Genomic DNA, 3,021 nt, shown 5'->3' on the forward strand with positions numbered 1-3,021 from the left:
GGCTTGGATGGCTGTTGTTGTTGGTTCTCTTCTGCTTCTTCATCGGTGAAGAAATCAGCTGGGGCGAGCGACTGCACGGTGCCGGCATCGACGCCATCCGATCGATCAACACGCAAGGAGAAACGAACCTGCACAACATCGCCGTCTTCCAGGGGAAAGGGCTCCTGCATCTCGGATGGGCAAGCCTCGGTCTGGTCCTCGGCCTGGCGGGATTCGTATTCCGCACCGCGCCCCTCATCCCCGCCACGCGGTTCACGCTCTATTTCACCTTGCCAGCGATCTGGTATCTGGGATTCGAATTCTGCGGGAAAGCCGGCGAATGCCTGATCACTGTCGCCAATCATCAGGAGATTTATGAACTCTTGATCATCGCTGGGCTCTACCTGCACACGCGCAGCTGGTGCCGAAAGCGTGGAATTTCAACCCGTATCTTCGGCACTGGCTGATGCTCCTGCGCCATCAAAACCTGATCTGGTGGATCGCCCTCGGCCTGATCTGGTCGCTGAGCTGTGTGCTCGACCACACGTGGCTGCAGCTAGATCAACGCCTGCCCTCTTGGGATCAGGCCGAGTACCTCAGCAGCGCAATTGAGCATGGCAGGCAGCTGGGGGTGCTCGACCCGGGCCGGTGGGAGGGGTTGCAGGCGCTCCTGGATCTCTCACCAAAAATCCCTCCTCTGTCATCCATTCTCAGCGGAAGCCTGATGGCCATCGTCGGGCAAAACCCTGATCAGGCCGGATGGATCCTGAGCTTCTGGCATGGGGTCGTGTTGCTGACAGTGGCGAGCTGGGGCCGGTGCATTGGCGGCAGACCTCTTGGAATCCTCGCGGCGCTCTTTCTCGCCATGGCTCCTGGCATGGCAGAACATCGCGTTGAGTTCACCCTTGACCTAGCACTCACAGGTACGACAACGCTGGCCTTGTTCCTCCTGTACCGCTGGCAGCGACCTGGTTCGCAAGGTGGCCAATGGCCTCAGGCCATCGTCGCTGCCACGGCCCTTGCCGCTTCAGTTCTCACCAAGCAGAGTGCACTCCTGGTGGTGGCTCTCCCTGCAATCTGGGCCGGAGTGCAAGCTCTGAGAGAGCCCAAACGCAGCCTTCAGCTCGTGGCAGGTCTTGGAATCGCGTTGATCGCAATCATTCCCTGGCTGCAGCACAACTGGATCACGACACTTGGCGGAACACAACGCGCCGTGATTACATCGGCGGCCGAGGAAGGCGACCCCGGCCTGCTGCAGTTGGAATCGTGGATCTGGTACCCACGACTGCTACCGAAACAGGTGGGAGGCCTGGTGCTCGGCGGCGGACTTGCCGGGTGTCTGCTGCAAGCTATGAAGCGAAACAATTCCGATGGAATCGAGAAAACGGAAGGGATGGGCTGGCTTACAGGCACGGCAATCTGTGTCCTGATTGCGACGAGCCTGAGCCCCAACAAGGATGCTCGTTACATCGCACCCCTATTGCCGCTGCTGAGCATCATCCTGGCCAGGGGCTGGCTGCTGCTACTGCAGGCCTTCGGCAAACGGCCATGGCAACGGGCCATCGGCCCGATCCTGCTCCTACTGGCCTCCTTGCTCAGCGCAATCGAGCTCATCCGGATCCAGTGGAGTGACATCAGGTATGCGCCGGGATCTCCAGCGGCGGACGTGATTGCAAGCCTCAGACAACGAGAAGGGAATGATCACGTCACCGTTCTGATCGCCGCCAGCGACCGCGATCTCAATGAACAGACCCTGAGCTACCTCGGCAATCTTGATGGCGGAGCCATCGATGTAAGGCGTCTGGGCCGTTCCAAGGGGCAGGGTACTCTCGCAAGAGAACAGGCTGAGTGGTGGATTCTGGCCACAGGTGATCAGGGCACCTCTCGCAAATCAGCCCGCCAACTGAGCAGAGAAGTAAGACAGGATCCTCGCTTTGAACGGGTTCAGACCTGGCCCTGGAGCAAGGGGAGGGATATCGAGCTCTGGAAACGCAAGCCGACGGCTCCTGAACCGGAACGCTTTGACAGGCGGTTCATTGCACTGGCAAAAAACATGGAGGAAGGCCCTGCAGCACTCGAAGCCATCTTCGGCTCCATTGAGCCCTGGCACCTGCTTGATCCGAGATTCGCATACCAAGAGCGTGTTGAGAACTGGGCGTTAGCGCAGCTAGAAGAAAGCCCTGATGACCGGGACGCTCTATGGAGCCTGGCCTTGATCAACGTTCTGCGCAATCGACCGAACAAGGCCGCTGACTGGTTTGAGCGCATCCAGAAAGTCGAAGGAGAAGAGAGCTGGGCTCGTACCTACCGGCTCGTCGTCTTGATCGCGAACTGGCAGACCTGCAAAGCATCCTGGTCGGCCTCCGATCAGATGGAGAAACTTCAATCCGGTCAGCAGCGAGACATCATCACGGCTCTGCGAGATCTTGCACGAACAGCATGCTTTGACCCTCGCGGTCCCATCGGGCTGTTCTCCAGTCTCGAACCGGCTGTGACAACAATCATTGACTCGATCGAAGGGACATCGCGCTAGCCCGTCGCTGTTGATCGCGACCTGAGCAAACGGCGAAGTGACGTGAAGCCATGCATCCAGAGGCCCAAGCCCATCAGTAACTCGATTGCCTCCTGATCATTGCGGATGCGATCGCCATGGCTGATCCATGAGACATCCCAGTAAAAATAAAACGCTGCAACAATGAGGAAATAAAGACTGAACCGACGCGCTGGGAAGGCTTCAATAGCAGGAAAAAATCGCCAACCAAGCCAGCCCAGAAAAACTCCTGCAGCCATAAACGAGGCGTGCAGATAATTTTGAACACCCTCAAGATTATGCAAATTTGATTCGCCTTGGGCATTGACCTCTCGAAGGAGATCAAATCCAAAACCAGTCAGCCTTTCGCCCCAGCTAATCTCCTCTCCGGCAACATAGAGACAAAAAACCGTCATCAACAACCACCACATCGCCTGAATACGACGGCGACGATTGAACGAAAGCAAAAAACACAACAAAGCCGACAGCCCTGCACCCAGATAAGCAAAAAA

At 57.5% G+C, this 3,021-nt stretch carries 2 protein-coding genes and 1 pseudogene; 2 read left to right on the plus strand and 1 reads right to left on the minus strand.

Translation table 11 applies throughout. From position 1 onward, the window contains the following. A pseudogene (locus NCN04_RS09995) lies at window positions 1-446 on the plus strand (hypothetical protein); the annotation flags it as partial. Continuing rightward, complete coding sequence (locus NCN04_RS10000; protein ID WP_250395994.1) at window positions 446-2,512, plus strand: ArnT family glycosyltransferase; 2,067 nt, start codon at window positions 446-448, stop codon at window positions 2,510-2,512. The pseudogene NCN04_RS09995 and the gene NCN04_RS10000, both read left to right, overlap by 1 nt. Here NCN04_RS10000 and NCN04_RS10005 read toward each other — a convergent pair. After that, the coding region (locus NCN04_RS10005) for a pectate lyase (RefSeq protein ID WP_250395995.1) at window positions 2,509-3,021 on the minus strand (513 nt) is incomplete at its 5' end. The two genes, NCN04_RS10000 and NCN04_RS10005, sit on opposite strands and share 4 nt — an antisense overlap.

The sequence above is a fragment of the Synechococcus sp. MU1655 genome (genome assembly GCF_023630655.1).
In the GTDB taxonomy this organism is placed as follows: Bacteria; Cyanobacteriota; Cyanobacteriia; order PCC-6307; family Cyanobiaceae; genus Synechococcus_C.

Coding starts and splice junctions, on each gene's coding strand:
- NCN04_RS10000 (WP_250395994.1), top strand. CDS start 446: ATGCTCCTGCGCCATCAAAACCTGATCTGGTGGATCGCCCTCGGCCTG.